23 protein-coding genes and 2 pseudogenes are annotated in these 23056 nt (G+C 64.0%); 6 read left to right on the top strand and 19 right to left on the bottom strand.

Translation table 11 applies throughout. From position 1 onward, the window contains the following. The first annotated feature begins 24 nt into the window (after positions 1–24). On the top strand, positions 25–558 hold the full coding sequence (locus tag BW990_RS13045) for a hypothetical protein (protein WP_076448476.1): 534 nt from the start codon (positions 25–27) through the stop codon (positions 556–558). Here the strand turns inward: BW990_RS13045 and gspM are convergent. The 7 genes from gspM to gspG all read right to left on the bottom strand — a co-directional run bounded on the left by gspM (position 555) and on the right by gspG (position 4745). Further along, positions 555–1016 (bottom strand): type II secretion system protein GspM, encoded by a 462-nt coding sequence (gene gspM, locus BW990_RS13050; RefSeq protein WP_076448477.1) that lies wholly within the window; start codon positions 1014–1016, stop codon positions 555–557. The genes BW990_RS13045 and gspM overlap by 4 nt on opposite strands. Next, a complete protein-coding gene (gspL, locus tag BW990_RS13055; protein WP_159441651.1) occupies positions 1013–1993 on the bottom strand; it encodes a type II secretion system protein GspL in 981 nt (326 codons plus the stop codon). Before gspL ends, gspM begins: the two co-directional genes overlap by 4 nt. A 113-nt stretch (positions 1994–2106) precedes the next feature. Beyond that, positions 2107–3003, bottom strand: a complete 897-nt coding sequence (locus BW990_RS13060) for a type II secretion system minor pseudopilin (RefSeq protein WP_076448479.1) — start codon at positions 3001–3003, stop codon at positions 2107–2109. Then, positions 3000–3533, bottom strand: coding sequence for a PulJ/GspJ family protein (locus tag BW990_RS13065; protein ID WP_076448480.1), 534 nt, complete (start codon positions 3531–3533; stop codon positions 3000–3002). The genes BW990_RS13060 and BW990_RS13065 overlap by 4 nt, the downstream gene beginning before the upstream one ends. Then, a complete protein-coding gene (locus tag BW990_RS21880) occupies positions 3530–3877 on the bottom strand; it encodes a type II secretion system protein (RefSeq protein ID WP_159441654.1) in 348 nt (115 codons plus the stop codon). Before BW990_RS21880 ends, BW990_RS13065 begins: the two co-directional genes overlap by 4 nt. Then, on the bottom strand, positions 3877–4302 hold the full coding sequence (locus tag BW990_RS21885; RefSeq protein WP_076448482.1) for a pilus assembly FimT family protein: 426 nt from the start codon (positions 4300–4302) through the stop codon (positions 3877–3879). The genes BW990_RS21880 and BW990_RS21885 overlap by 1 nt, the downstream gene beginning before the upstream one ends. Further along, positions 4287–4745, bottom strand: coding sequence for a type II secretion system major pseudopilin GspG (gspG, locus tag BW990_RS13080; RefSeq protein WP_076448483.1), 459 nt, complete (start codon positions 4743–4745; stop codon positions 4287–4289). Before gspG ends, BW990_RS21885 begins: the two co-directional genes overlap by 16 nt. Before the next feature lie 80 nt (positions 4746–4825). On the opposite strand from gspG, the gene BW990_RS13085 reads away from it, so the two are divergent. Further along, a complete protein-coding gene (locus tag BW990_RS13085; RefSeq protein WP_076448484.1) occupies positions 4826–5575 on the top strand; it encodes a prepilin peptidase in 750 nt (249 codons plus the stop codon). Here the strand turns inward: BW990_RS13085 and BW990_RS13090 are convergent. Then, a complete protein-coding gene (locus BW990_RS13090; RefSeq protein ID WP_076448485.1) occupies positions 5567–6190 on the bottom strand; it encodes a hypothetical protein in 624 nt (207 codons plus the stop codon). The two genes, BW990_RS13085 and BW990_RS13090, sit on opposite strands and share 9 nt — an antisense overlap. 248 nt (positions 6191–6438) lie before the next feature. Here BW990_RS13090 and BW990_RS13095 point away from each other — a divergent pair, with 248 nt between their 5' ends. After that, a complete protein-coding gene (locus BW990_RS13095) occupies positions 6439–8160 on the top strand; it encodes a hypothetical protein (RefSeq protein WP_076448486.1) in 1722 nt (573 codons plus the stop codon). A gap of 178 nt (positions 8161–8338) precedes the next feature. Here BW990_RS13095 and BW990_RS13100 read toward each other — a convergent pair whose 3' ends face one another. The 3 genes from BW990_RS13100 to BW990_RS13110 all read right to left on the bottom strand — a co-directional run bounded on the left by BW990_RS13100 (position 8339) and on the right by BW990_RS13110 (position 11549). Continuing rightward, entirely contained in the window at positions 8339–9478 is a 1140-nt protein-coding gene (locus tag BW990_RS13100; protein WP_076448487.1) for a patatin-like phospholipase family protein, read from the bottom strand. A gap of 378 nt (positions 9479–9856) precedes the next feature. Beyond that, positions 9857–10288, bottom strand: coding sequence for a DUF302 domain-containing protein (locus BW990_RS13105; protein WP_076448488.1), 432 nt, complete (start codon positions 10286–10288; stop codon positions 9857–9859). A gap of 295 nt (positions 10289–10583) precedes the next feature. Beyond that, positions 10584–11549 (bottom strand): LysR substrate-binding domain-containing protein, encoded by a 966-nt coding sequence (locus BW990_RS13110; protein WP_234990253.1) that lies wholly within the window; start codon positions 11547–11549, stop codon positions 10584–10586. A 126-nt stretch (positions 11550–11675) separates the two neighbouring features. On the opposite strand from BW990_RS13110, the gene BW990_RS13115 reads away from it, so the two are divergent. Further along, positions 11676–12161 carry a cupin domain-containing protein gene (locus BW990_RS13115; RefSeq protein ID WP_143526186.1) on the top strand — a complete coding sequence of 162 codons (486 nt, stop codon included), beginning with the start codon at positions 11676–11678 and terminating at the stop codon, positions 12159–12161. Between the two features lie 302 nt (positions 12162–12463). On the opposite strand, the gene BW990_RS13120 is transcribed toward BW990_RS13115, so the two are convergent. The 6 genes from BW990_RS13120 to BW990_RS13150 form a co-directional block, all read right to left on the bottom strand. Continuing rightward, positions 12464–12949 (bottom strand): flavodoxin family protein, encoded by a 486-nt coding sequence (locus tag BW990_RS13120; RefSeq protein ID WP_076448490.1) that lies wholly within the window; start codon positions 12947–12949, stop codon positions 12464–12466. 311 nt (positions 12950–13260) lie between these two features. Further along, complete coding sequence (locus BW990_RS13125) at positions 13261–14088, bottom strand: NAD-dependent epimerase/dehydratase family protein (RefSeq protein ID WP_076448491.1); 828 nt, start codon at positions 14086–14088, stop codon at positions 13261–13263. Beyond that, on the bottom strand, positions 14085–14885 hold the full coding sequence (locus tag BW990_RS13130; protein ID WP_076448492.1) for a glycosyltransferase: 801 nt from the start codon (positions 14883–14885) through the stop codon (positions 14085–14087). The genes BW990_RS13125 and BW990_RS13130 overlap by 4 nt, the downstream gene beginning before the upstream one ends. Next, the gene (locus tag BW990_RS13135) at positions 14882–16099 is read right to left on the bottom strand and encodes an NAD-dependent epimerase/dehydratase family protein (RefSeq protein ID WP_076448493.1); all 1218 of its coding nucleotides are present in this window, start codon (positions 16097–16099) and stop codon (positions 14882–14884) included. Before BW990_RS13135 ends, BW990_RS13130 begins: the two co-directional genes overlap by 4 nt. 236 nt (positions 16100–16335) lie before the next feature. Beyond that, a complete protein-coding gene (locus BW990_RS13140; protein WP_076448494.1) occupies positions 16336–17829 on the bottom strand; it encodes a fused MFS/spermidine synthase in 1494 nt (497 codons plus the stop codon). Between the two features lie 285 nt (positions 17830–18114). Continuing rightward, positions 18115–19641 carry a winged helix-turn-helix domain-containing protein gene (locus BW990_RS13150; RefSeq protein ID WP_083950604.1) on the bottom strand — a complete coding sequence of 509 codons (1527 nt, stop codon included), beginning with the start codon at positions 19639–19641 and terminating at the stop codon, positions 18115–18117. Between the two features lie 323 nt (positions 19642–19964). Between BW990_RS13150 and BW990_RS21890 the strand changes: the two genes are divergently transcribed. Beyond that, positions 19965–21275, top strand: coding sequence for a hypothetical protein (locus BW990_RS21890; protein WP_159441653.1), 1311 nt, complete (start codon positions 19965–19967; stop codon positions 21273–21275). Between the two features lie 297 nt (positions 21276–21572). Here the strand turns inward: BW990_RS21890 and BW990_RS22270 are convergent. Further along, positions 21573–21779: pseudogene (locus BW990_RS22270) on the bottom strand (IS3 family transposase); the annotation flags it as partial. 813 nt (positions 21780–22592) lie between these two features. Here BW990_RS22270 and BW990_RS21430 point away from each other — a divergent pair. Then, positions 22593–22829 (top strand): hypothetical protein, encoded by a 237-nt coding sequence (locus BW990_RS21430; RefSeq protein ID WP_143526191.1) that lies wholly within the window; start codon positions 22593–22595, stop codon positions 22827–22829. Positions 22830–22957: 128 nt separating this feature from the next. Here the strand turns inward: BW990_RS21430 and BW990_RS21435 are convergent. Continuing rightward, positions 22958–23056, bottom strand: a pseudogene (locus BW990_RS21435) (IS5/IS1182 family transposase); the annotation flags it as partial.

A 23056-nucleotide genomic window follows, 5' to 3' on the forward strand; every position in this document is an offset into this window, starting at 1 on the left:
TTCCGGCCCAGAGCAGGAAAAAAAATGAACAAATCGACGAGATACAGCATTGGTGCGGTCGCCGCTTCATGGCTGCTGCTTTTAGCCGCTTGTGACGGCATCGATTTCAGTCAGGACAACAGCCGCAGTTTCGCCGCGACCTATTCCCAAGCCCGCGGTTCGCTCGAGGCCGGGAATTTCGAAACCGCGGCCAAGCGATACGACGCGATGCTTGCGACAGCCGGTCCCCTTGAGACGCGGTTGAGGCTGGAAAAATCCCATGCCCTGCTGCGCGCGGACCGTTACGCGGCGGCCTCCCAGGAAGCGCGCATCGTGGCGGAAAGCCATTCCGACAATCGGCGCGCGGCGGCGCTCGCGGTGGTTGGTACGGCCGAACACCGGCTGGCGCAGGAAGCCATGTCGCAAGGCGATTTCGGCCCCACCACGGTCGGCCATCTGACCCGGGCGCGGAACGCCCTGAAGGAAATGCTGGCCACCGCACCGGATCTCGACCCGCTGGGATCGATGGCGAACCGGCTTGCGATGGTGGAAGCCTCGCTCAAGAACCTCGGCGCCTAGAACGGCTCGAATCCGAGACTTGCATTGACCTGACCGGCGCTGTCCGTCGGGTCGATCGTCAGCTCCGAGATCGCATATCCCAGCTCTTGCCCGGCCGCGTCCAGAAAACGCCCCAGGGTGTCGAAAGGCACGTTTCTGATCTGCAGCCGGATATTCCCGTTTGGCGCGGTCTCAAGCGCCGTGGCAGCCTGCCGAAGGCCGCTCTCCATCAAGGCCGCCTCGAGCCCGGCTATTCCGACCGGACCGGTGGAGGGTTGCGACATGGCCGCGTATTGCTGCGCCTTCTCGGCGACCCAGATGTAATCCGCCTGCGCGCCGGCAAGTGCCGCGACAGCGCGATCGCGGGATTCCTGCAAGGGAACCGCGACGAGCGCCCAGAGCGCTAAAGGCACCGCGACCAGGAAACACAGCGCCAGCAGCACCTTTTCGCGACGGCTGAGGCGGCCGATTGCAGTCATTGCGTCACCTCCTGGAACGTCATTCGCAACTGGGCGACGACCCCGCCATCGGGCCCGTTGCGCATACCTGTCGCCACGGCCTCGAGACCGCTGCCATCGAGCGAGGCGACAAGTGCATCGACGTCGGCGAACGTCCCGGCGCTGACGTCGATATCAAGCGCGTTCGCGGCGCGTTCATAAGAGATCGTCCGCACCTCAAGGCCCGTTCCGAACAAGGCGATTGTCGCCCGGCTCAGCAGATCGACAGCGGACCCGGCGCTGCTCCGGCTTTCACCGCTTTGCCGGGTCATGGCCTGGGCGACCTGCTGGCGGATATCGAGGATTGGCGCATTGGGGATCAGGCCCTCGCGCAGCACCGCAACGGTTTCGGCGCGGACCTGAGCGGCATTGTCCCTCAGGTTGCGGGTTTCGAGCCAGATGCCCGCCGCCCAGAGGCCAAAGGCCACGAACGCGAAGCCCGCGGCGGCGCCCCAAAGCCAGAGGCCGGTGCTGTCGGAGGCCGCCAGCGCATCGCGCAGATCGATTGCGGGGCGGGTCGGGCCGTTCGGGGGGGCGGCGGGTTCGAGATCGAAGCGATCAAAGAGCCCCTGAAGGTCGTTTGAAACATCCCCTGCCACGTGGACCCGTGTCAGCGCGTTGCCGGCAATCAGCCGGTCCATGAGAGGCGCGGCCAGCGATATCGGCGCTGCAAGTCCGTCGTCGAGCCCGCCGCGCGCCAGAAGCCTGTCGCCTCTTACCTCGGCGACAAGCGTCTCTTCGGCAGAGGGCAGGGTGAGCATGTCGGGCAGCACGGCGACACAGCGCGCATCGCGCGCCGCCTCGGTCTCGCACCAGCTTTGCAGATCCTTGCGACTGCACACGACCGCACGGGTCCAATCCGCCCCGCCCATCGGGATGACGTCGAGCCCGCCTGCGCCTGAGCCCAGACGGTCGGTCAGTTGCTGGCGTGCAATGGCAATCCGCGCCGCCCCTTTCACAGCCTTCGGCAAGTCAAATCGCTGGATCGGGGCAAGCTCACCGGGGACGGCAAGGATATACTTGCCACGCTCAGGCGGGGGGGCGCCGACGGCGATGATGCTGGGCTGTCCCGTCATCCCTCGACCTCGATCACATGAAGATGCACACGGACGTCGCCCGTGGACGGTTTGCGGGCCAGAATTGTCCGGCCGATATAGGTCAGACCGTCGAGCTCGGTCGCGGTCTCAACCTCGAACCAGTGTGATCGCGTTTCAAGCAGGGATGCGAGCTCGTTCGCCTCCGGTGCCATTTGCTGCAGCAAGGCCGAGATTGCGGCGGCGTCCTCAAGGGGCGCGGCCCGCCGGGCGGCGTTCAGGGCCGTCAGCACCTCGGGCGTGACACCCGGCAGCGCAGAGAACACACGGTCGCTTGCCGTGTTGACGTTGATGCCGCGGTCGCGGGGCAGGGTGGCGAAGACGTCTTCGGGCAGGGTGACGGCGTCTTCGCCACCGTCGATGGCCGTCACCGCCGCAAGGTTCGTGAAGTCTCCCACCTGATGGGTGATGTCCGCATCCCGGTTTGGCGCTTGTGGTTGATCCGAGCGCATCCGGAGGGTCCGGGCGATCAGGGCCGCGGCAAGGTCTGGCGCATCTGCGGTCCCGGCGATCAGGTCGGTGACGGCGGTCTGGATGGCGGCACCGTCGAACGCCAGTGGTCTGTTCAGGTTCATGCGGCTTTCAAGGTCGGTGACGTTGATCCGGACCGGACCGTTTTCCGTGTCGGCGACGAAGTTGGTCAGCGCCCAGCTTTCGTCCCGGTGATCCACTTCGTTCGAGGCCCCATCCTCTTCGAGCAATTGCCGCGCGAAGGCAACTCCGGCGTCTAGGATCAGCGGCGCCTGTGCCGCGGTTTGCGCGACGCCAAGCCGTTGGGTGGCGCGGGTCGTCAGTTGCAGCAGACCGACCGCCACCACCGACAAGGCCGCGACCAGGAGAAGCACGTTGACCAGAACGAAGCCGCGATCCGTCATCGCGCCACCACGATGGGCACGTCGCCCATGTCGTTCAGGGACAGAACCACCCTGACCCCGTCGGGCAGGTCCGCGGGCCCGTCCGCCCGCCAGGTCTGGCCGTCGCTCCAGCCGGTCTCGCCGAAAATGTCGACGCGCATTGCGCCGACATCCGCAAGTTGCAGCGTCGCGGCGTCGCCTGTCGCCCCTTCGCGAACAAGACGATCCGCGCTCGGGTCATGGCGCCAGAGGATCGCGGTGCTGCCAGCCCCGTCCGGAGCGGCAAGGCGTATGGAATTCCCGGCAATCGCAAACACGGGCAGTTTCCCGGATCTGTCGGGCTGCGGGATGGCCTGTTCGAGATCCCGCCGAAGCACGGCGATCACCGCCGTCAGCGCCGTCACGCGCGCATCTGCACGCAGCAGCCTGTCGCGGTTCGACATCGCTTGAGACAGCAGCTGCACGCCCATCAACGCCACGACCGAGAAGATCGCGAGGACAGCGACCAATTCGAGCAGCGAGAGACCCGCATCTCTCTGCGGCGCTTTCATCGGGCGATGTCCGAGGCGTAGGTCGTGAGCAGCGCCGCTGGTCCGCCGGAGGCAGGTGACACGCGGATCGACACTTCCGAGAACCCGCCGCTGGTGGTCAGTGCGCGCGTCTCCACAGTCCAATCCCGGTCCGCGAGGCGTTCCACGGCAGGCAGATCGCGAAGACCGAGCGCGATGCTCTCGGCCCGGTTCTGCGCGACGATCAGGGCCAGCGCGCGGTCCCGTTGGCCCGCGGAATTCCGGAGATTGGCGTCGAATACCCGAAACAGGCCGACCACCGCAATCGACAGGATCAAGACGGCGACCACCATTTCGATGAGTGAAACACCGGCATCATCGCGCATCAGCGACACTCCAGCATCGGCTTCGTGGCGGCCCGGCAATCCCTCGCATCCCCGTTCGAACTGATCCGAAGATCGAAGTCGGCAACCGCGCCGTCTGGGCGCATGATCCAGTCCGCCCGGCTGAACGCAAAGGACACCCCCGCCGGTCTTTGGGACGAAAGCATTGTCCAGCCGTCGCCGGATCTCCGCGAAACCTCCCAGCCCGTGCCCGAAAAGACCAGCGCATGATCGAGCCCGGACAGCATCGCGAGATGCCGGGCCGCCATCGCGTCCGTTTGCAGGAGATCCGTCGTCCGCGGCAGCGCCCCGCCCGAGCGGACCGCCAGAACGCTGGCTCCCACGGCAAGTACCGACAGGATGGACACGACGACCAGCATTTCGACAAGCCCGAAACCCGGGGCCGATCGCGTCAATCGAACGACCATGTTCCCAGGTCCGCGTCCGCGCCATCGCCGCCCGTCCGACCGTCCGCGCCATAGGAGAAGACATCGAAGTCCCCATGCACGCCCGGTGACAGGTATTGATACGCGCCGCCCCAGGGGTCCGAAGGCAGGCGGTCGATATAGCCGCCCGCGGCCCAGTTCTGCGGCTCCGGCGGACGGGTGGGGCGTTCGACCAGCGCGGTTAGCCCTTGTTCGGTCGTTGGATATTGCAGATTGTCCAGCTTGTAGAGATTGAGCGCGTTTTGCAGCACCGCGAGGTCCGACTGCACCCGCGCGATGCGCGCCTGATCGGGCCGGTCGATCACGCGGGGCACGATGACCAGGGCCAGGATCGACATGATGACCACGACGACCATCAATTCCAGCAGCGAAAAGCCTGAATCCCTGGAAGACCGGCGACGGGTTTGGTGGCACGATTTTGGCACGAAATCTCCTGTGGCGCGGGCCGCGTGGTGAAAGCTATCGCGGGATACTCCGTGCAACAAGCCATTGTTCGCGTCGGCCCATGAGCGTGCCGGGCGATCTGATTTTCGCCGTCTGGCTGATGGCCCTCGGCGCGGTCGGAGGCTCCGCGATGGGCGCTTGTGCGGACCGGCTGAAGGCGGGGCGGTCGTGGGTGCGCGGCCGGTCCGCCTGCGAGGATTGCGCGCATCCGATCGCGTCCGCGGACCTGGTGCCGATCGTTTCCTTCCTCAGGCTGAAAGGCCAGTGCCGCAATTGCCACGCCGCCCTGCCCGGAAGGTTGCTGGCGGTCGAGATCGCGGGCGTGCTCTGCGCGGTGCTGGCACTGGTCGTCGCGCAGGGGCCCGCGGCCCAGATCGCGGGAACCGTGTTCCTGCTCTCGCTTCTCGGGCTCTTCCTCTGCGATCTGCGAACCATGCGGCTGCCTGATGTCCTGACCGGCGCGCTTGCCATTGCCGGTCTCTGGGTGGGCGCGCTGGCGCATGGTCTCGCGAATGCGGCGCTGGCGGCGATCATCGGTGTCGCGGCGTTTTACGCGCTTGCCGCGGGCTATCGCTTTCTTCGTGGCCGCGAGGGGCTGGGCCAGGGCGACATCAAGATGATGGCGGGGCTCTCCGCCATGGCCGGTCCGCTGGGCATTCCCTGGCTCACCCTGCTTGCCGCTCTGTCGGCCCTCATCGTGACTGCGGTGCGAAATGAACCGATGAGCGCGACAAGCCGTGTTCCCTTGGGCTGCTACCTCGCGGTGGCGGGCGCCGCCGTCTGGGTCGCAACGTCGGTCGGACTACTCTGAATTCGTCACCCAGCCGCGCGCGATCCGGCGTTCTTCGGCCTGTTCCAGCGCCGCGAGAATCTCGTCCGAGGACATGTCCTGAAAGAGGACCGCCTTGGGCGCGCCCGAGGCGAAGTTGCCTTTCGGGTCCGAAGGGCCGTCCGGGGTGGGTCCCGCTGCGATCTGCGTCAGCGCGACGGGCGCATCGGCATTGAAACCCAGCTCCATCGGCCCGGCTTCCGTGCCAAGCTCGATGCCTTCCGCCCGCACGCGGGTCACCGTCGCGCCGCCCTCGAGGACCTCGCCTTCGCGCACGACCACATCGACGCCGTCGCGCGACAGCACGGCCCATCGAACCTCGCCCACTGCGATCAGGCCCTTCAGCACGAACGCCGGAGGCTCGACGGCCGGCTCCGCGACGGTAGGGCGTGTCTCGGGCGCGGAGGGTGTCCCGTAGATCGCAAGAAAAGGCGGGCTGGTCCGGCTCGTCACTTCGACCGACGCGGATGTTTCGGTCTGCCCGATCTGCGGCAGGACGTATTCGGGTGCCGTCGCGGTTTCGACAAGGCCGAAGGCGGCCCATCCGGCGACGGCGACGCTGCCGATCAATGCAAGATAGGAAACCGCGTTTTTCATAATCGTCTGCCGCAGGTGAGGTCGCCTGCCACAGTCACAGAAATCCCCGCGTCGGGCAAGTCGGCCCGTCGGGGCAGGCAGGCTCGATCGCGGCACGAAGCCGTGTGTCGCGCGCCGTTCCGCCCGTCAAAAAAACCGGTGCTGCCCGCCGCAGACCGGGACGGAACGGTTTGACGAAAACGAAAAAACGGATCTAGCTTGACGTATAAGCGGCTTTCATCGCCGTAAAATCATTTGGGAGGGACATAATGAAACAAGTCGTTTACGCCGCAGCGGCGGCAGGGATGGCGATGTGGTCGCAGGCTGCAATGGCCGATCCGGCCGGATACGAGGTCTGGGCCTCGGATCAATCGAACTCGGTTGCGGGCGAGGCCGGGGTCGGTGTGAAGGGAAGCAACCTCTGGATCTGGGACAGCGCCGACATCGAAGCCCAACTGGCCGGAGGTCCCGACGCGCAGCCGCTGGCCTGCGAACGCTTCGATCAAGGCAATTCGGCCCGCAATGTCGGCCCGTGCAATCTGCTCGATGTCTTTCCGCAATCCCTGGTCGAGATGGATGCCGACGGCAATCCGACGGGCCAGACACTGGCGGACCTGCCAAACTTCGGTCGCCTTCACGGCATGATCGCCGATCCTCAGAACCGCTATGTGAACGCCAATATCTTCGCGCCCGGAGGCGGCTATGTCGGCGTGATCGACACGCGGACGAAAGAAGCCGTCGGGCTGTTCCGGGTGCCGGAAACCGGCACCGGACGATCCGTGCACATGTCCTTCTGGGCCGCTGACGGCTCCGCGATCCTCATTGCCAATCTCAACGGCAAACTGCTCGACCGGATCGACGTGACCCGCAACGGGTCCGGCAAGATCATGTCGCTGACGCTCAATCGCTCGGCGACGCTCGGGGTCGGGAAATCGATCCAGATCACCGACGAGCCCACGGTTTTTGCAGGGAAAAACGCCCATGGCCGTCCCATGCTGGGCGCAATCTCGGGCACTTACGATCAAGCCGATCTCGGCGATCTGACGCCCAACGGCTATTGCAAGGAAAACGGCTGTGGCACCGGCGCGGATGGCCCGCGCGGAGGGCGGCCCAACAACGTGATCATCTGCCCGATCCCTTCGACCAACGGCAATGTCTACATCACCATGGGGGGCGGTGGTCTCTTGGTGGCCGATTATACCAGCACGCCGATGCGGATCCTGGGCGAATACGGCAATCAGGAAATCAACGGTGCCGGATGCGGTGGCGTTCAGGTGGGCAACCAGATGTTCGTCAACGCGGGCGTCTCGGCCTCCGGTGCCGGCGCGACGTGGTCGACCTTCTCGATCTGGTCGCTCGCCGACAACCAGCTGGCGCTTGGCCCCAACGCGCCGGGTGTTCCGGTTCCGGTCGAGGTCTTCGTCGACAGCAGCAACACCGCGACCGGCGGACGCCAATTGGGCGATGCGAGCAACGCGACCGGGCAATTGCCCGGTGTCACCAACCGGCGTGACAGCCACGGCATGGTCGCCACGGTGGATGGCCGGTACATCCACACGGTCGACCGGATCCAGAACGTGGTCGAAGCGATCGACACCTCGACTTACACGCGCAGAACCTACGACCTGACCTCTGCCGATGGCCAGGGCAACGGGCAGGGCGGGTGCGCCGCGCGGTCCGTGGCCGACGATGCCGGATTGCCGGGCAATGATCCGGCACCTGACCTGCTGGACCGCACGCCCGACGGCAAGTACCTCATGGTCGCTCTGCGCGGACCCGCACCCGTCTCGGTCCAGCACTCGGCGCAGGGAAGCTGCCCGGGCGTCGGGATCGTGGAGTTGCGCGAAGACGGCAGCACCGGGGCGCTCGTCGACGTGCTGCGCGCGACCAACACGGTGGACACGGCCGCGGCCAATGCCCCGAACGGTCATGCCTATCAGGGCCGTGAGCGCAGCGATGTGCACGGCGCGATCGTCGTTTCCAAGAAGTGACGCGTGACCGGAGCCGGATCTGCGCGTACAGGATCCGGCTCCGATGAAACCTGACCAGCCTTTTCTCGCGGTCATAGAAACGCGGTCTGAGCTGCCATCGCCGGTCAGATCAGGATAATAAGCCCGTCTTCCGACACCGGGCCTCGGCGCATCTCGACCGGCCATGACCCGTGAGAGCCTAGTTCACGAAGAAGGCTTCGATCTCGTCCGCCCGCGCAAGGGTGTCTGCGTGTCCCAGATCGATCAGGCTGCCCACATAGGCAGGCTCGAACATCAGGTAGCTCTCAAGCCTTCCGTCCTTGCGCCATGCCCCGGCGCTGCGCATCAGGATGCGCACGGCGCGCGGCAGGTCCTGCGCATGCGGCCGGGCGAGGTCGCGCACATCCTGCGACGGGGTCAGCAGCAACGGCCTGATGGGTTTCAGCGGTGTCTTTTTGCGCGCCTCGTCCGTCAGCAGGCTGAGCGTCTTGTTGATGCGCTCCATGCGCTCGTAATCGAGCTCCAGATTGTCGTTGAACAGGATATCGAGGGCGTGTCCGGCCACCTCGCCGAAAGTCGGCGGGTGCGATCCGGTATCGTCCGGTGGCCGCTCGTGCTTGGTGTCCCGCGTTCCGATCACGAGGATGCGCTCCGCCCCGGTATGGATGGCGGGCGACAGGGGAGAGTTGGAGCGCAAGGCACCATCCCCGAAATATTCGTTCTCGATCCGGACCGGCGGGAAGGCGAAGGAAAGCGCCGAGGAGGCAAGAAGGTGCTCCGGACCGATCTTCGTGCGGCGGCCCATTCTGCGCGCCCGGGTCCAGTCCCGGATCTCGTCCACGCCCTCGTAGAACGACACCGCATTGCCCTGGTCGTAGCTTGACGCGGTGATGGCAAGCGCGTGCAGGGCGCCGGTCTTGATCGCCCGCTCGAGCTGAGGGCGATTGAATTCGCTTTCGAGAAGACGCCTCAGCGGCGCGTAGTCGAGAAATCCGCCCGTGGAGCGCAATCCGAGAAACCCGAACATCATCGTGGCCGCCCAGCGAGAGCTGTTCACGAATAACGGCAATCCTCCTGTCTCGTAGATGCTGTCGCAATGCAGCGCCCGCCAGAGGGTTTCGAGGTGACGAGTTGCCGCCTGGAAATCCCGGGACATCACGGCGATGGATGCCGCGTTGATGGCGCCGACCGACGATCCGCACACGATGTGAAACGGCGATATTCTGGCCTTGGTGATCTCGGCGATCGCCTTGAGCGTGCCCACGTGATAGGCGCCGCGCGCGCCGCCGCCTTGCAGGATCAGAGCGGTCTTTTCACTTGCCGGTTTAAGCCGTCCCATCGTGCCCTCACTGAGTATCTTGAACGATAGGTGGGGCGTCCGAAGTCAGAAAGAAAAAAGTAGTGCTGCCAAAGGCATGAAGCCCGATGTGTCGCTGCCTGGTATCTGTCCGGCTGCTGTGAGGCGGCAGGTTTCACGGAAGGCCGGTCCGGTCCGGCGATGGATCGGGGTCGGGCATGGTCACGCCGTCAGGGCGGTTCCGATCCGAGCAATGCCTCGCGCTTTCAGGGCCCCGCCAACCGAGAGGCGAATGCGGTCATCGCAGGCGGAAACGTTCCTAGCAGGAAGCTGTCGCCGATTGACGCAAGACGTCTTGCGCCAATCATGCCCGCGGGCGGCAGGGAAGTCCCGTGACCCGTCGCGGTTCGACCCGATCCGCTACTGCGCCACCGCCTCCTTGGCAATTCCGTCGAGCAGCGCCTGCACCTCCTGCATCGCGCCATCCGGGAAGTTGCGATACCCCACCACCACTTCGGAGCCGGTATCGGCCACGAAGATCCCATAGGGACAATAGGCGATGTTCATCAGGTCCGCTTCCATCACCGAGCGCGAAGTGACCGCTGAGCAGAACAGGAATACATCGGCAGCCTCGAACAGCGTCACGTCGCTGCCCACGTCTGCCCCCGTTCGCGCAAGCATGTCGCCCACGTGACTGACGTAATCGATGACCAATCCACGGCCCACGATGGCGCTTTCTACGGCGAAGGTCGCATCCTCGAACGACGTGCCCGCCGTGTATGTCGTGATCCCTTCCGCGGCAACCGAACTGCCAGCTGCGGCAAGCGCCAGGATTGCAAGGACGTGTTTCATGGAAGCCTCTCCCAAATCATGTCCCAAGATCATGCGTGCGGGCAGGCTTCGCAGCCTTGACATGCGTCAATCGCGCGCGGGGTCGGTGCGAGAGGGCGCGGAGCTATGCACACTTTTCCAGACGCCGCTGCCATAAGCGGAGAGGCGTGCCTGTGAGCCATCTAGTTCCTCCGGGCTTTACTAGGCAATCGAAGTAGCTCTCTCTCTGGCCGAAGCGTCTCGCAAGAAAATGTCGCACCTCCGCATGGCTGAGCGTGCCGTCACGTCACGGATGAAACAGGGGCCCTCGATGCTCTCACCAAGCGTTGGACTGCGCCAAGCCGCGCTCGGCCGCGACCCCTTCCGCGGCGACTTGGGCGTGCAGCCAATCCGAAAATTCCCGCACCATGGGATCGTTCTTGCGCGCAATCTTGTAGGCGACCGAATAGATAACGAATGGCATGGTCACAGTATCGAAGAGCCGCACCAGCGCGCCGTCTTCAAGCGTTCCGCGCACGACCGCGTCATAGGCAAGTGCAACGCCCTGGCCTTTTTCGGCGGCCGTGGTCGCCAGTTCGCAATTGGGAAAAGTCGGGCCGCGCGGAAAGGCAGGGGGCGCCACACCTGCCGCTGCGAACCATTCCTCCCAGGCATCCATCGTCTCGTCGTGCATCAGGGTGGCGCGTTGCAGATCTTCGGGTTTGCGGAGGTTCTGAGCCTCCCTCAGCGCCGGGCTCGCCACCGGGTAGCGCGCGGATCGCATCAGCGGCTCGGTGATCACGCCGGGCACGTGCGCGTCGGCCCATTGGATGACGACGTCGGCGCCATTCGACGAGAAATCGGTCGATGGTGCGCCGTTTGAGACGGAAATGCGCACCCGATCCCCGAAAGCGAGGTCATTGAGGCGGGGAACAAGCCAACGGGCGGCGAAACCCGGCGTGCAATGCACGCGGAACGGCTTCTGACCCGCCTCCTTCACGGTGCGGGTCGTCTCGTCGAAGAGATCGAGCAGCGCGGTCATCTTGCGCGCATAGGCCCGGCCCGTGAGTGTCAGTTCCACGCTGTTGCCCGTCCGGATGAAGAGATCGGTATCGAGATTGGTCTCGAGGGCGCGGATCTGGTGGCTCACGGCCGATGCGGTCAGGAACAGCTCTTCGGCCGCGCCCTTGACGCTGCCGTTCCTGGCCGTTGCCTCGAAGGCACGAACCGCCGCGAACGGTGGATATTTCCGGCTCATCGATCTCTCCCCCTGGAATGCGGGCGAAGCCTCTTGCGCGACCAAAGTATGTCACAATCCGTGCGTTGGCTCAAAGTTCGGGCGGGGCAGGACGGCGAGACTGAAAGGAATTCAGCCTGCTTTGAAAATTGATCATTTGAGCCAAATGGCTGATCCGAAGACACTTTTCATATGCGAAATCTGCATTTGAAAAGGAACAATGAGATGAAGACATTGGCAACGCGGAGCAATTTCCGCACCTGTTTTCCGCGCGTTTCGGTAATCGCCAGCGCCACGCTGGCCTTCTCGGCCTTCTCGGCCTCCTCGTCCGCAGCCGAGGAGCATTTTCCGACCGAACATGCCGGCCTGCAGGTTGAAGAACTCGCCGTCGTGTCCGCAGCATCAATGGAGCGGCAACTGGGTCTTGAGGGCCGCATCCTGCTGGCACGCCGGATCACCATCGAGCCCGGCGGTCAGATCGCGCGACACGGACATGAAACCGTACCCGGCATCGTCTTCATGGAAAGCGGCTCTTGGACGGAAGGCACGCCCGATAGAGAAATCGTCCATTCCGCTGGCGATACCTTCATCGAGGATGCCGATACGACGCACTGGTTCTACAACCGCGGCGACGAGCCTGCCTCCGGCCTCGTGTTCGACATCAAGCCAGCGGGTTGATGTTTTGAGGATGAGAAGCAATCGCCGCGGCGGGCGCGACGACCGGCCGCGGCATTACGTGGAGAGAGCTGGACGAAGAAACCGCTATCAACGGGCGGCGGCAATCGGAAATGGAAGCGGTGCCCTGCGGGCGAAATCGAACAAACGACACGAACACTCTCAATCCTGTCCTGCGAAGCAGTGGCCCGCCGAACACCTTGAAACGCACATGCCCAGCGGTGCTGTTTCTGCGAGCGCTGATCTGACGGCGAAAGCGACGTTTTCGCGGGTTTCCTCCTGCCAATGATGCCACGCCCTGCAATTCAGAACACGCCAAGAGCGAGCCCCGCACGCATGGCCGCCCCGAGGTCGCGACACTTGGCGAGATCGTTTTCCGGTATGCTCTTCTCGGCCAAGATCTGCTCAGGAGTCTGTGCATGCGTGCAGATCACGAGCGGGGATTGCACCTCTTTCAGCCGCCATCCTTGCGCAATGCGCGCGGTCTGCCGCACCGCGTTTTCACCGTCCGAGCCGGCGCAGACCATCTGCGCGTAGGGCCGTCCCTCGATCTTTCCCAGCACCGGGTAGTAGCAACGGTCAAAGAAGTCTTTCATGATCCCCGCAAGCGCCGCCAAGTTCTCAGGTCCACAGAAGATATAGCCGGCAGAGCCCAGCAAGTCGTCTGGCCCTGCCTCACTGGCAGCCTTCATGATCGTTTCAACTTCGTCTCGAGCCGACGTCGCAGCAGCCTCGGCCATCTGGCGACTGCCACCGGTTTTCGAGTGATACACCACGAGAAGCTGGGTCATGTCAGAACGCTATCCCGGGAGTGCCGGATGTCAAAGCGGCGGGGAGGATTAAAGCCCGTGGTTCGCAGCCAAACACGCTGCGCCTGCGCGGTATCTATGCCGCCAAAAGTTCGCCCTCGAATGTCTCGAAGTTCGCGACGTCTTCTGCGGCGTACTCGAACAGGTGCCTTTCGGCCCGCCGCGCTACCGCGCAGATCGCCTCTAAGCGCTCGATGGTCGGGCGTATCTCGTCTGATCCTGCGTCGAAAGCGCATGATGCCCCGAGGCGGCGATCCCTTGACCGGAGCGGCGCGCATTGCCCGAAGCCGGTCTCAAGCGGCTGGAACGATGCCTGCCGCCATGGCGGGCAGGGCACGCTCCAGCCCCGACAAGCCGGAAGGCCGCCATCCCAGCGCGGACAGCCGCGCGCAGTCCATCACGCTTATCGGCGCGTCGCTTTTCTCCGGCGGGGCATGTGCGATCTTCAGATACGCGCCGAGGCGGGCCAGCAGGTCATGGCGATCGAGCACGATGTCCGAGGCGTTGAACGCGCCGCTTTCCCGGGTCCGCAGCAAAATCTGAACCGCTTCTGCCAGATCGTCTCCGTGAACCTCCGTGCCGCGCCGGGGCGCAATCTTCTTGCCGGCGGCGAAGTCCTGAAACAGCGTCCTCCATTTATGCGCTGGGCCGGGACCGTAGACGCCCGTCGCGCGCAGGGACGCACCGCTGAAACCGGGCGCGGTCATCTCTGCCAGCGCCTGTTCGGCCTGCCATTTGACCTCTCCGTAAAGCGTATCGGGCTTCGGGGGCAGATCTTCGGTGAGCCGGGTGCCCGCGGGATACTCTCCGTAGATCGCACGGGTACTCAGGAAAACGACGCGCGGCACGCCCGCGCGGCGGGCCGCCTCGAATAGCCGGATCGTGCCGTCGCGGTTGTTGCGGACGAAGGCCGCGGGGTCCGATCCTTCGCCGCCGCGATAGCGCTCCGGCACGTGATCCAGCGCGCAATGGACAAGCGCGTCGCAGCCCGAAAGGTCGGGCGCGTCGCCGAGCCGAAAGGCCGGGCGCGACAAGGCAAGCACCGCCTGTTGACGCGCGCGGCAGGCCGCGACGATGAACGCGCCGACACGCCCGGTGGCCCCGGTGATGGCGACCCTCACTTCGGCCCCGGAAGCTGGGATATGTCCGGGATGTCGCCGCCCTCCGCGTAGGATTGCCAAAGCGCGATCAGCGGGCGCAAAACCTCCGCTTTCTCATGGGTTTGCCAGGGCTTTTCATATTGAAAATGCAGAACGTGGATGTCGTCCCAGCGCCATAGATCGGGCAGGTTGATCCAGACATATTGCAGCATGTTCATGAAAACCGGCAGCCCGTGCCAATCGGGAAAATAGGATTGCAGAAAGGTCTGGTCCGTGCGCCGCCAGAATGCGTCCGGCTGATCGAGGCGCGCCAGCATGTCTTCGAAGATCGCCTGCGACGGGCGGGCGGTGAACACGCCGGAATTCATGCGGTGAAAATCGCCGAGGCTTTCATAGACATTCGGCGCGGCGCAGAATTCGGGGTATTCGAAGAGCTTGTCGATGTTGCGCAGCACAAGCGTGTCCGCATCCAGGAACACGACACGCGCATAGGGCAGTTGCCAGAGGCGAAGCTTGCAGAAATTGTCGAGCGGGGTATGAAACGCGGGCTTCGTGCCTTTCGTGAAGGGGGCCGCCGCATGCAGGGCCTGACGGGCGTGGCGCTGGTTGAAGGCATCGGATGTCGGCAGCAGGTCGATCGCCACGAGCCGCGCGCCCTGATCGACCAGGGGGCCGAGCGCCGTTTTGGGCACGCCACCCGTATGCATGACGACAAGATCGGCCTCGGTGCCCGAGGCCCGCAGGGATCGCAGAAGCGCCCCGGCCCCCAACGCGAAATCCGAGTTGGTGACCAGCGTGACATAGGCGTTCGGGGTCATGACACCGACTTGATCCGGGTGCTTTCAGGGTCTTTTTCGACGCGAGCCCCGATGGTCTTGGTCCAGGCGCTCAGCGCGGGCACGCGGCTGCGGTCGATCCGGTGGGCGAACTTGCGGGCGACCTCGACCACCTCCTCGAGCAGCCCTTCCTGCAGGGTCGTGGGATTGAGGCCGAGCGACAGGAATTGTTCGTTCTTCACGACAAGGTCGTTCTCGGGGGCTTCCTTGCGCGGGTTGGGAAGATAGGCCACGCGGGCCCCGGTCATCCCGGCGATCATCTCGGCCAGATCGCGCACGCGGTGCGTTTCGGTCATCTGGTTGAAGATCTTGACCCGGTCGCCCGCCTCGGGCGCATCAGACAGGGCCAGCTCGATGCAGCGCACCGAATCCTGGATATGGATGAAGGCGCGCGTCTGCCCGCCGGTGCCATGCACGGTCAGCGGGTAGTCGATGGCCGCCTGGATCAGGAACCGGTTGAGGACCGTGCCGTAATCGCCGTCATAGTCGAAACGATTGATCAATTGCGGATGACGGCGGGTCTGGTCGGTATGGGTGCCCCAGACGATCCCCTGATGCAGATCGGTGATCCGCAGACCGTCATTCTGGGCATAGAACTGGAACAGGATCTGATCGAGCGACTTGGTCATGTGATAGACCGATCCGGGCCGCGTCGGATAGAGGATCTCCTGCGCCTGTTTGCCCGACGGCGTGTCGATCTCGATTTCGAGATACCCCTCCGGGATCGGCGCGCCCACCGAGGAATAGCCGTAAACGCCCATCGTGCCGAGATGCACCAGATGCGCGTCGATGCCGGTCTCGACCAGAGCCGTCAGCAGGTTGTGCGTGGCACTGACGTTGTTGTTGACCGTGTAGACCTTGTGGCGGTCGGATTTCATCGAATACGGCGCTGCGCGCTGCTCGGCGAAATGGATGATCGCGTCCGGCTTCTCCGCGTCGAGCCACTGGCGCAGGCGTTCGTATTCCTTGGCGAGATCGAGCAGATGGAAGTGCAGGACCCGGCCCGTCTCCTGCTTCCAGATCCGGCACCGTTCCTGGATGCTGTCCATCGGTGTGAGCGATTGCACCCCGAGTTCCGTGTCGATCCAGCGGCGCGAGAGGTTGTCGATGATGTGGACCTCGTGGTCCGCATTTGACAGGTGGAGGGCCGTGGGCCAACCGCAAAAACCATCGCCTCCAAGCACCGCGATCTTCATATCCGTCTTCTCCGCAAATCCATCTTCGATCTCACCGCCGGGGGATACACAACCCGCCGGCAAATGTCATATGAAGACTTGACGAAGCGGGCGCCCAAGGTGGTCAGCTTCCGGACCCCGGCCGAACGCGCGGGCGGGGGCAGGGGCCGTATGACGGGCACGCGCATCCCCGCATTCGAAGGCCGCAAGACCTCGTGCGGGCCTGCCGCAAGCGCGCGACAAACCTGCCCCGGGTCCTAATCCTGCCGCCCCATCAGCCGATCGATCGGTGCGTAATCGTCGGTCAGGATCTGCCCTCGTGTCTCGGCCAGCTGCGCCACGAGCCCGTCGGCCAGGGCGCCGAACCGCGTCTGGTCCGGGGCAGGCACGATTATGGCGTCCTGCGCGGTCCTGGTCTCACCGCCGACGACCACGAAGACCATCCGCTCACCGGGCAGGGGCTGCGCCTGCCTGGTCCAGACCTCGACCACCGGAAAGGCCGTCTGCATCGTCCTCACGATGGAGGCCAGCGCCTCGAGACGGTTCTCGTGGTCGATCACGTTCATCAAGAAGCTGCCCCCCGGGGCCAGCCGCGCCTCCGCGAGCCGGAAGAATTCCTGCGTGACCAGGTGCACCGGGACGACCACATCGGTGAAGGCATCGCCGATGATGATGTCGTAGCGGGCATCGGGGCGGGTCAGAAGCGCGCGCCGTCCGTCTTCGTCCAGCACCCGGGCGGTGGTTGGATCGAACCAGAAAGCGTCGGCAGCCAGCCGGGTCACTTCGGGGTCGATCTCGGCCACGGTGATGGCCCCCGTGCCGCGAGATGCGAAAGCCCTCGGCACCGCGTAATTCCCGCCGCCGATGTGGAAACTGGTGAAATCGGGCCGGGATGCGCGCAGCCGCGCGAGCGCGTCCAGCATCGCGGTGTGATCGGTGAACTGCACCTCAGGCAGATCCCGCGCGCTGATGCCATGGGCGAGGTGGTCTATGACCATGAGCCGCACGGGGCGGGCCGGATCCGCCGACAGATCGTCGACGCGCAGGCAGAAATAGCGGCTTTCGCGATCGCAAGGCGCCGGTGCCGCAAGCGCCAGTCCCGCGACGACCAGTGCGAGCGCGGAGACGGCGAGGGCCAGGGGCAGCCTCTTTGCGCGGCCCATCCAGAAAAACAGCACGCCGGTCGTCACATAGACCATGGTCACGATGGCCAGCGTCAGGGCAGAGCCGAGCCAGGATATGAACAGGAAGCCCGCAAGCAACGTGCCGGCGATGGCCCCCACCGCCCCGGCGGCGAACATCGCCCCAAGCGCCGGTCCGGTCCGGTCGGAGGCGAGGACGGCGATCTTGGTCAGGACCGGTGCGGGCACCCCGGCAAAGAAGGAGGGCAGGAAGAAGACCAGCGTCGTCAGCGCGGTGATCCCCCAGACCGGATGCGCGGTCACGGCAAGCACCGGGCCCGCGAGCCAAGGCAGGATCAGCACCGAGGCCGCGGTCATGATCGCCCCCGCGAGGAGCGCGCCGCCGGTCCACGAGAGAGCACCCCCGGCGGGCTTTTCGGCCAACCGCCCGCCCCACCAATGCCCGGCGGAGAACCCGGCAAGCACCACAGCGATCACCGCGGTCCAGGTGTAAAGCGACATGCCCACATGCGGGGCCAGCATGCGCCCGGCCACGATCTCAACCACGAGAGACGCTGCGCTGATCACGGCCTGAGCCAGCACCAACAGCCAAACCGGAAAGCTGCGCATCGTCGCGGGCCCGTCAGTATTTCCACATCCGGGCAGATGAGATGAAGTGATCCCCCAGAGCAAGGGCAATCTTGGCCGCGGGGGCGACGCCCGACATGTCGATCCGGGTTTGGGGACGGGTCGGGGCGGTGCGCGGGCGGTGTGGCCGGACAGCGAAGGAGGTGGGTTCGGCCGACGTCCAGCCGACGACCTTTCCTCGCGTCCCTCTGGCGGCCATGAAAAGTGGCCCGGTTTTGGAGGGAGAAATTCATTTCGGGTGCCTTGGGCCGCTCTTCAGCGGTGAATTCATCCCCGGGCCGACGACATGAGCCGCTCCACAGCCGCAAAATACTCCTGCTGCCGGGCAGGGCAGCAGATGGGAAAATTATCGGCGAAGCGCATGAAATCGAAATCGGGAAAGGTCGATTTCAGCTTGGTTTCCTCCGCCACGGCCTCTTCGCCGCGCCCGAGCATCGCCAGGGACAGACAGCGGAAGGCCATCGCGGAGATTTCCTCCGGGGCGGACCACGAACTGGAAATGCACCTTTCGTGATCCCCTGACAGAAACGCGATGCCCGCCTCGGCGAAATAGACCCAGCTCGGCGGCGTCTTGTTTTGCCGCAAGACGCTATCCAGAACCGCGACGGCCCCGTCGGCGTCATCCGTCAAGGCGGCCTTGGCGGTCGCCACGCAGACCATGGCATCGGAATCCCCCAGCATGCTGGCCTCGGCCCGGTCCAGCAGCGCAAGACCACCTGCGAGATTGCCGATCCGCGCCGTGTTCATCGCCATCAGCGCCAGATTGACGGGGTCGGTCGGGGCAAGTTTGAACGCGGTTCTGAACGCGTGATCGGACGTCTCGAGGAAGCGCCTGTCGCGTCCGGGCACGACCGAATAGGCCCATCGCAGCTCCAGCGCATAGACCAGCCATGCTCGCGAAAACGTCGGGTCAAGCCGCACGGATTGCTCCAGATGGGCGATGGACCGCTGAAGCGAGTCCGCATCGAGCCGCATTTCCAGGTCGCATCCGAGGACGAAGTGTTCGAACGCGTTCAGCTGCACGGGGTTCTTGCGTGCGGCGGATTTGTATTCTGCCCGGTGCAATTCGCCATGCCAGCCGGTCAGGGCGAAGACGATGGTGCTGGAGATGTCGTCGACCAACCGGCCCGCATCGCCGGCCCCGAGGTCAAGCCGGGTGCCCCAGAGGCTTCGGCCCCGGGCGGCTTCCACCAATTGCACCCGCGTTCTCACATCATCGCCGAGCCGCGTGTAGCCGGCCTCGAGGATATAGCTCGCGTTCACGTCGCGCGCGAAGCTGCGGATGTCACCGATCTCGCCCGAGGGAATCGCGCTCTGGCGGGCCACCACGCCGATGTAATGGAACCGTGCCAGGTGGTTGATGACCTCGGACGCGACCTGGTCGGCAAGATCGTTCAGCAGCGGGTCCTGCGTCAGCGGGGGTTTCAGCACCGCGACGGTGGGCCGGTATTCGCCTTCGCCCTGAGCCAGAGACGCCGCAGCGTCCGCGCCGGGTTCGATATCGCCGATCAGCCGAAATCCCTTGCCGCGGACCGTCTCGATGTAGCGCGGCCGTCTCGGATCGTCTCCGAGGGCAATTCGCAGGTCATGGATGTATTCGCGCACGAGGTCGGGCGTCACATGGGTCTCCGCCCAGACCTCCTCGAGCACCGTGTCCACCGACACGATCTCGCCCTTGTGCCGTTCGAGACAGGCAAAGACCTGTGCGGCCTTGGCGGTCAGCTGGACCACACGTTCCGGGGAGACCAGTCGTCGGTCCTCCTCGGAGAAGTACCAGTCCGTCACTGCATCCACTCCTCACGTCCGGGTATCATGACGGTTTGTCTTGCGCTGCGTCCCTTGGGCCTCGGCGACCCCCACTGCGCGGTCCACGAAAACTCCACAGAACTCAACGTGCAGGGAACAGCCGGGCCCCGCATCCTCGGGGCGCGTTGGTGACGACCGGTCTTTGCCGCATCGCCCCGCGCACCCATTGATTGATCAGCAATTTAAGGAAAAAGGCATTGTTTGGATTGAGTTTTGATCCTCCGAGAGCCTCTCGGGCGCATCGCCCGGCAGGCCCCGTGCGCACCCGGCCGGTTCGGTTCTCCGCGGGTTGCGCGGCCCTGGCGGGGCTCTTGGCGACCACGGCCCTGCCGGCACTTGCGGACGAACTGCGCTACGAGGCCGTCTGGCATTCCGGGTCCGGCACCAACATAGTCACCGGGCCCGAACCCCGCGCCGATTTCATCGCGACCGGCGAGGCGCAGACGGCGGCCGGACGCAGGCTCATCGATGTCGAAAGCGCCGTCGTCGACGGAGAGCGGGTCTATACGGGCCTGTGGATCGGTGGCAGCGGGACCAACCTGTTCTTCGGCCCGATCAGCGCCATCGAAATGCGCGAGACGATCCGCGAACGGACCGAGCAGGGTCTGCGGATGGTCGATTTCGAGGTCTTCCGCACGGCCAATGGCGGACGCCGGTACCTGTCGGTGTGGCGGCCCGGTACAGGCGAGCAGATGCTGACGGGACCCATGGAGGACGCGTTTCTCGCCCGCGGACAACGCCTCGTCGAAGACGAAGGCATGCGGCTGATCGATGTCGAGGTCGAACGGCGCCAGGGCGTTCTGCTCTATCACGGGCTCTTCCGCACCGGCACGGGCAGCAACCGCATCACCACCCCGCTGTCGCGCCAGGAGTTCCGCACCCGGCGCGAGGAAATGCGGGCCATGGGTCTCGAGCTGGTCGATCTCGAGCGCATTCGAAGCAACGGTCAAACCCGTTTCATCGGTGTCTGGGCCGGCGGCGACGGCGAAGGCCAGATATCCCTGCCGCGCAGTTTCGAGGACTTCGTCGCCTTCGGTGAGGCCCATACGGCCGACGGTTTCCGCACCAATGACATCGAATTGCGCGTGCGCCGGGATGGGCCCGGTCCGGACCCGGACCCCGACCCCTTTCCCGATCCTGATCCGGTCCCCGATCCCGATCCGCCGCAGGAGCTTCCGGCGTGGTTGTCGATCTCGACGCAGGGCAATCCGACCGTCGAAGTCCGCCTGGGAAGCCAGGCAGACAACCCCGAGGGATATCACATCACGATCCATGACAGCCTTCTGCCTGATACGCTTCCGCTGGATTCCGATTTCAATCCGATCATCCCGCTCGACTTCTGCGGGCTGCGGGTCTTCCATCCCAGCAGCAGCTTCTGGGAGACCAGTTCCGGCGCGCTGGTCGAGGACGGCATTCATCTGCACGTGCCCTCCTATAGCGACCCGGAAGTGGAACCCTTCGCCTTCCAGGGGGTCCGCTTCGAAGGTCCGATCGGCGGCTGCGCAGAGGAAGACCCGCCCTGGGATTTCCCCTTCCCGCTGGCCAATACGCCGAACGATCCGCAAGGTCAGTCGCTGCGCCTGATCTTCATCCATCCGGAGGTCGTCGAGTTTCTGGAGTAAGGCTCGTGTGATCGCAAGCAAGGGACGCGCAGGCGCCCCTTGCCCCGGCATCGCGAGGCGCTTGGGGTTGTTTGCAAAGCTGGCTTGGGCGTTGGTCCGGGATAAAGAGGGCAGGGGCCTGCATTCTGACAGAGTGAGCTGCGCCATTTCGAGGCCGCGTTTATTGGGCTTGTATTTCGTCAGAATATTTGGGGCATTTGACGGCGTGAACTAAGAGAGAGCCTGGCGCATCTGGTTGGCTTGATTGGCGGCGGAGTTGCGGTGCAGAAAGCGTCGCGTTGCGACGGTTTTATTCGTTTAACGTTGTTTCAGAATGGTCTGGCCTCGTCCGAAGTAATCGTCGACCGCGGTGAGGTTCTGCAGGCTCTCGTGGTATCTGCGGTGGTTGTCGTGATCGGTGAACGCGTCGATCTGTTGCCTGAGATCGCAGGGCAGGGCGTAGTTCTCTCGCAGAATGCGGTTCCTGCGCGTCTGGTGCCAGCGTTCGGTTTTGCGCTGATCTTGGAGCGGATAGGCACCTTGCGCCGCGTCGAGCGATGCTGTCCCGATTTGCGGCAGGCGCGGCGCTCAGAGACGCCGAGGCTCTGCCGCACATGCTTGATGCACCGATAGCGGCGGGCGCGGCGCAGTAGTCTTACCGGTGCGGCCTCGGGCAGCGTCATCTTGTCCAATCTCAGATCCGACACGGCCCGCCTGAGCCGGATATTCTCGGTCTCGGTCTCGGGCTGTTGCAGACGTTTGATCTGATCCCGGCTCATGCGGCCACATTCCTTGCGCCATCGTTGATAGGTCTGCTGCCTCAGGCCGATCTGACAAACGGCATCCCCAATCGAGCTTCGTTGTCCTTGCAGCACTTCTATTTGCTGCAGCTTCAATGCGATTTCTTCGGGCTCGTCTCGCATTTCAGCCTTCTCGTGGGGCTCCTGAAAACGGGATAAACCTGTCCCGGCGGGTGGACCACTTCAGTAGGGGCCTCGACTGTTTGAGAGATGGTGCCGCCACTGTAATACAGTCGGGTCACGCGATGCTCCTGGATACTGTTCCGCCCATCCGACAGCATTGTCCAACAGACCACATGCCATCCATGCAGTAACGATCATATCGGATCACCCCATGCGGGCAAACGATCGTCGTGTAAACGACTCAATCAAAATCCTATAGGTTGATTGAAATCCCTATAACACAACTGAATAGTGCGCGTTAAAGGCAAGTGATTTATAAGTCTCATTTCTTTGAAAGGCATAAACTTAGCGTAACATGACGTGCTTTGTGTTAATATGCGAGTATTCACGAAAATAGGATGAACGGAGTTATGTCATGCACAAGCTCATTTGTACCTTGGTATTTGTCTTCGTGTCTTCATTCGGTTCAACCGCTTTTTCCGCGACATCAGAACAAGTGCTGGAGATCTGGTCCTTTGTCCATGTTGATGCATCGCGCTTGAGTAACAGCCAAGCGGCATCTGTCATAGATGTAATCCACGGATCTGATGGTGATGCCGAAAAGCGTACAATCGCGAAAACACTCATTGGCAAATATCAGTTAAGTAGATGAAATCAAAAGAGGCCGGCTTTTTGGGTCGGCCCCTTTTGGTGGTCGGTGCCGAAATTAAATGCATTAAAGTTCTTTTCTGAAATTCAGGATAATTTCGTGGGGCCAAACATTCTAAGCAGGGTCAGGATTCAAAACCAGTAGATCACGGTTGCCGCCAGCGCGATGGCTGAGCTGAAGACCTTTGGACAGCTTTCATGGCCTGTCGCCACGCGTCGCCAATCTCTGAG

The sequence above is a fragment of the Roseivivax lentus genome (assembly GCF_900156805.1).
In the GTDB taxonomy this organism is placed as follows: Bacteria; Pseudomonadota; Alphaproteobacteria; order Rhodobacterales; family Rhodobacteraceae; genus Roseivivax; species Roseivivax lentus.